This window comes from Pseudorhodoplanes sp., assembly GCF_035565795.1.
Classification (GTDB): Bacteria; Pseudomonadota; Alphaproteobacteria; order Rhizobiales; family Xanthobacteraceae; genus Pseudorhodoplanes.
This window is the reverse complement of record NZ_DATMRV010000144.1, coordinates 1-4,742: the sequence shown is the minus strand read 5'-3', so window position 1 is coordinate 4,742 and position 4,742 is coordinate 1. Positions and strand designations below refer to the sequence as shown.

Sequence of the window (4,742 nt, the reverse complement as noted above, 5' to 3'; positions counted from 1 at the left end):
CGCGCCTGGTCGATATCGCCGAACAGGCTGGCGTAACCCTCGACGCTGCCATCGGGAAAGATCGCCGCGCGCGGATGGAACGGGGTGTCGATGGATGAATGAGGTGCGAGCATGCGCCCTCCGTCACCACTCGCATCACGAGTGATGTGCTCGTGTCCCGGGCGCGATGCAGCACGCAAGTGATGCATCGCAGAACCGGGACCCACAGGATGATGATGTCGAGCGATGATGGGTCCCGGGTCTGCAGCGCACGACTTCGTCCTGCGCTGCGCCCGGGACGCGTAACCGGCTAACCCTTCGGCGCCTTCCGTCCCCTCGCCTTGCGCACAGCCTTCCCCTCGCGCGCGTCATTGGCTTTCGACACGCGATCGAGATGCGAGAGGAATTCACGAAATACGGTGAGATGATCGCGCTTGCGCTTCTGAGCCGGACGCAAGGAGCGCATCACCGAATGCAGACTATCCATCAACGGCCTCCGAACTTTTTGTTGAAGCGCGCGAGTTCGCGCACGAAATCATCGAAGCGGCGCATCGCGGCGGCGTATTCACGCAACGCGACGACGAGGAGCGCGCTCGCGCCCATCGCCCACAGGAACAGCGCCAGGTGCGCAAGATCGCCGCGCTCGGCGAATGCGCGCGTTAAGTCGTCCATAACGATATCCCGCTGCGTCACGTTTCGGCGCCGTGGGCTGCCTGCTATCCTGAGTTGCCGCCGCAACGCGCGGACAATTCCGAGGAGGACACGCCATCATGCAAAGGTCAGCGCTAGCCGTCGCCGCACTTGCCGTCCGAATTCTTGCCGTCCCGGCACTTGCCCTCGCCGCGCTCACTCAGCTCGCGTCAACGCCGGCTGCAGCGCAAGCCGCCGCACCGGATCTTGTCGGCACCTGGACCGGGACCAGCGAGTCGATCGTGCTGCCCGCCGGCAACGCGCATCATCGCGAAAAGGGCAAGGGTCCGTTGATGTCGAATGTCCCGTTCACGATGGTGATCGAAAAGCAGGACGGACGGCGCTTCTACGGCACCTTCTCGTCCGACAAGCACAAGGAAACCGTGATCGCGGTGATAGGACGCAACGGCACGATCTACCTCATCGACGACGACGGCTACAGCTTCGGCACCCTGCTCGCGCCCAACCGCATGGACCTGTGCTACATGAAGCAGTCTCCGACCGGGCGCGTCGCATCGTGCACCGAGATGACCAAGAAATAGCAACGCGTCAGCAAGAATAGCGAAGCGTCAGAACGAATCCCCGCCCTCGACCGGCGCATAGCCGGTCGCGATCCGCTTCTCGTTCAGCGTCAGGAACGGCGCCGCGGTGACCCGTGCCCACAGCGCGGCACGGTCACCGGCGAGCGCGTCGATCCGGTCGGTATCGACCGCAAGCCGCACGGTCCCGCCGTACGCCGCGCCGAGCCATTGCGAGAGCGCCGCGCCAATGCGCGAGGCGATCGGCAGCACCGTGCCGCGGATGAAGGCGCGGTTCGCCTCCTGATAATTCGCATAGGTGTTGTCGCCCGGAATGCCGAGCAGCATGGGCGGCACGCCGAAGCACAGCGCGATCTCGCGCGCCGCGTTATGCTTTGCGTCGAGGAAATCCATGTCCTTTGGCGACAGCGACATCGCCTTCCAGTCGAGCCCGCCTTCCAGCAGCAGCGGACGCCCGGCATTCTTCGCGCCCTGATATTCGTCGGCGAGTTCGCGCTTCAGCCGCTCATATTGCCCGTCCGACAGCACGGCCTGCTCCGGCCCGGAATAGACCAGCGCGCCGGACGGACGCGCCGCATTGTCGAGCAGCGCCTTGTTCCAGGCTGCCGCCGCGTTGTGCGTATCGACTGCGATGCTCGCCGCCTCCAGCGGCGCGAAGCCGTAGTGATCGTCGAGCGGATGGAAATGCGTCAGGTGCAGGATCGGCGGCAGCGCGCCGGCCTGCTCGAAGCGCACGCTGCGTCCCGCGACATGATAGTCGTAAGCCTCGGGCCAGCCGTCCGATCCCGGCACGACGCGCATCCGGTCCGGCCGCAGCGCGTAGAGTTCGCGCGGCCGGCCGTCGAGCGTCACCGCTTCGATATAAGCGTTACCGGCCAATTGCAGATGCGCGACCACGCTTTCGAGAAACGCGGCGCCATCCTGTCGCGGGTTCGGCCGCGCAACGAGATCGAGCAGCGGATGGCTGTCGTGTTCGGCGGCGCCGTCATAGGCAAGCCAGGTCACCGAACCGACCGCCTCGGCAACAAGCCGCACCGCGCGATGCACGATCGCGTTCTTCATGTAGCCCTCGCGGGCGAGCGCGGTGATATCGCGCGGCGTCCAGCGCGCCCGCCCCTGCGACTGGAACGCAACCAGCTGCGCCGTGCGCGAGGATTTTGTCTCGGCAGCACGGAACCATTTCGACATGTCGAGCATGACAATCCTCTGCAAGCCAAATGCGCGACGCGACCGCGCAAAACAAAAAGGCCCGCACGAGGCGGGCCTTCTGCTTCTGACGTCAACTTGAACGAATTGATCGATCCGCTCTACGCCTCAGAACACGCCGAGCAGCGCAAGAACGATGACCAGACTGAGCGGAACGCCCAGCAACCACAGGATAATCGGCATTGTCGCCCTCCTTCGATGTTCCTCAGTTGCGGCGACAACGCCGAAGGGCGAATGATGTTCCTGATTTTTCGTACTGAAGACGAGTCCCACAAAGCGCATGCGCTGCTTTTCCCCTCCCCGCCGCTTCGCGGGGGATGGAAAAGAGTTCACAACGCCCGCACCCTCGATCATCACAGCGCCCGCACCCGCGGGCCGCTGCGCGCTCCGAAAGTCAGATGCGACACCGCCCACACCATCGCATCCAGCCGGTCGGGCGAACGTCCGTTCGACAATCCATTGAGCCCGAAATCGCACATCTCGTCTTCGAGCGCGGGAAACACACCCGCATGTTTCACCCTGCCCTGTTCGTACAGGGCCGCGACCGGCTCGGCGCGCAGCCATTTTCCGCGGCTCGCGCGCACCGCGATCACCGGCACGGTTGCGTCCGCCTCGCGGATCACCGCCTTCACCATGTCGCCGCCCTGGTTGACCTCGACCACCAGCGCATCGGCCTGCAGCCGCCGCCACAGTGCGATCGCCTTTGCCGCCCAGCCCGCAGGCGACAGGCCCGCAACCGTCTCGTCAGCGATCACATAGGCGACGCCGTTCTCCGCAAGGCCCGCGGCAACGAGGCCGCAGGCATCGGCGCCCTTGCTCGCAGACGCCGGCGGATCGACCGCAACAACGATACGCCGAAGGCCAGGGGCCGCAGCGACGCGGCATGTCTCGAACATGGCGCGCGACCACAGCGCATCCGGCCGGTCGTCGATGATCTCGCCGTCCAGTTCCTGCCGGCCGAGCCGCGTGCCGTCGTAGCGCTTCACCACATTGTCGATGAAGGCCGGCGACAGGTGATAGGCATTCGCGCGTGTCGGCGCATGCGTCACCGCGCTTGTCGGCTCGGCGATCAGGCGTTTCAACAAAGCTGTCGGCCGCGGCGTGGTGGTGATCACCTGCCGCGGCCGCGCGCCAAGGCGCAGTCCGAATTGCAGCATATCGAAGGTTGCTTCGGCATGACGCCACTTGGCGAGCTCGTCCGCCCAGGCGGCGGAAAATTGCGGGCCGCGCAGGCTCTCGGGATCCTCCGCCGAGAAGGCCTGCGCGATCGCGCCGTTGGAAAATTCAATGCGCCGCCGTGACGGCGACCACACAGGCCGCTCATCGCGCGGATACACCGCGAGAAGGCCCGATACGCCCTCGATCATCACCTCGCGCGTTTCGTGTTCGGTCTCGCCGATCAGCGCGATGCGGCGTTCGCCCTCTCCGTCGTGCTTTGGCGCGTTGGCAACGCTCCTCACCCATTCGGCGCCAGCGCGCGTCTTGCCGGCACCGCGCCCTCCGATCAGCAGCCACGTGGTCCAGGGTTCGCCGTTATTGCCGAACGGCGGCGGGAGCTGGTGAGGATGACAGTGAACATCCCACGCGGCGTTGAACATCGCCAGTTCATCGGGATCAAGCGTCGCCACCGCCTGCGCTATTTCGCTGCGCAACAATTGCAGCGAGTTTTGCCGCAACGGATCGTCGAAGCTCGTCAATGGATCGCGGAATGGATTCATCTTTCGATGCCTTGCGCCTCGGCGCATCCTTCTCGTGCAGCGCATCGAGCGCGGTGAGCGATTGCAGCGTCTTTGCGAGCACCGCGAGCGTGCGTGCGTCGCGCTCCCGTTCGCCGACCGCCTGCCCGCCTTCGGCGAGGCGCTCCTCGATCTCGCCGACCTGCCGTTCCGCGGCGCGCATCATCCGGTTGACCAGCGTCTGCCGCTCCTCCTTGAGGATGCGGCGACGCGTCACCGTGCGGCGCTTGACCAGCGGCGTCAGCAGCGGCTCACCGTCCTTGTTCTTCGGTCCGCCCTCGATCCAGTGATACAGCGTCCAGTGACTGAGCCCGGTCGCTTCGATGATATCGCGCGTGGTCGCGCCTTCGCTGTACATCTGACGCGCAAGCGCAGCGTTTTCGGGAATGTCGGTCATGATGTGTGCCGATCGATGTCGTCGTCATGGCCGGGCTTGACCCGGCCATCCATGTCTTTGCGAGGTGCAGCAAGCGTAGCCCGGATGAGCGCAGCGAAATCCGGGGCTGGCGGCCCCGCATTGCGCTTCGCTCCATGCGGGCTACGGGGCATCACCTGTCCAGGAGCCGCAAATGAAAGCTGATGATGTGTCACT

At 65.2% G+C, this 4,742-nt stretch carries 7 protein-coding genes; 1 reads left to right on the top strand and 6 read right to left on the bottom strand.

Going from position 1 to position 4,742, the window contains the following annotated elements; translation table 11 throughout:
* Positions 1-289: 289 nt before the first annotated feature.
* Both VNZ93_RS13390 and VNZ93_RS13385 read right to left on the bottom strand, forming a co-directional pair.
* Complete coding sequence (locus VNZ93_RS13390) at positions 290-466, bottom strand: hypothetical protein (protein WP_325705650.1); 177 nt, start codon at positions 464-466, stop codon at positions 290-292.
* Positions 466-651, bottom strand: coding sequence for a hypothetical protein (locus tag VNZ93_RS13385; RefSeq protein WP_325705647.1), 186 nt, complete (start codon positions 649-651; stop codon positions 466-468). Before VNZ93_RS13385 ends, VNZ93_RS13390 begins: the two co-directional genes overlap by 1 nt.
* Before the next feature lie 98 nt (positions 652-749).
* Here VNZ93_RS13385 and VNZ93_RS13380 point away from each other — a divergent pair, with 98 nt between their 5' ends.
* A complete protein-coding gene (locus tag VNZ93_RS13380) occupies positions 750-1,211 on the top strand; it encodes a hypothetical protein (RefSeq protein WP_325705644.1) in 462 nt (153 codons plus the stop codon).
* A 27-nt stretch (positions 1,212-1,238) separates the two neighbouring features.
* On the opposite strand, the gene VNZ93_RS13375 is transcribed toward VNZ93_RS13380, so the two are convergent.
* From VNZ93_RS13375 to VNZ93_RS13360, 4 genes are all read right to left on the bottom strand, one after another.
* A complete protein-coding gene (locus tag VNZ93_RS13375) occupies positions 1,239-2,405 on the bottom strand; it encodes a phage portal protein (protein WP_325705640.1) in 1,167 nt (388 codons plus the stop codon).
* Between the two features lie 117 nt (positions 2,406-2,522).
* Positions 2,523-2,768: a hypothetical protein gene (locus VNZ93_RS13370; RefSeq protein WP_325705638.1), complete on the bottom strand. Its 246-nt coding sequence runs from the start codon at positions 2,766-2,768 to the stop codon at positions 2,523-2,525.
* Positions 2,768-4,012, bottom strand: a complete 1,245-nt coding sequence (locus tag VNZ93_RS13365) for a DNA-packaging protein (protein WP_325705653.1) — start codon at positions 4,010-4,012, stop codon at positions 2,768-2,770. Before VNZ93_RS13365 ends, VNZ93_RS13370 begins: the two co-directional genes overlap by 1 nt.
* A gap of 16 nt (positions 4,013-4,028) precedes the next feature.
* Positions 4,029-4,547: a hypothetical protein gene (locus tag VNZ93_RS13360; RefSeq protein WP_325705636.1), complete on the bottom strand. Its 519-nt coding sequence runs from the start codon at positions 4,545-4,547 to the stop codon at positions 4,029-4,031.
* Positions 4,548-4,742 lie beyond the last annotated feature (195 nt).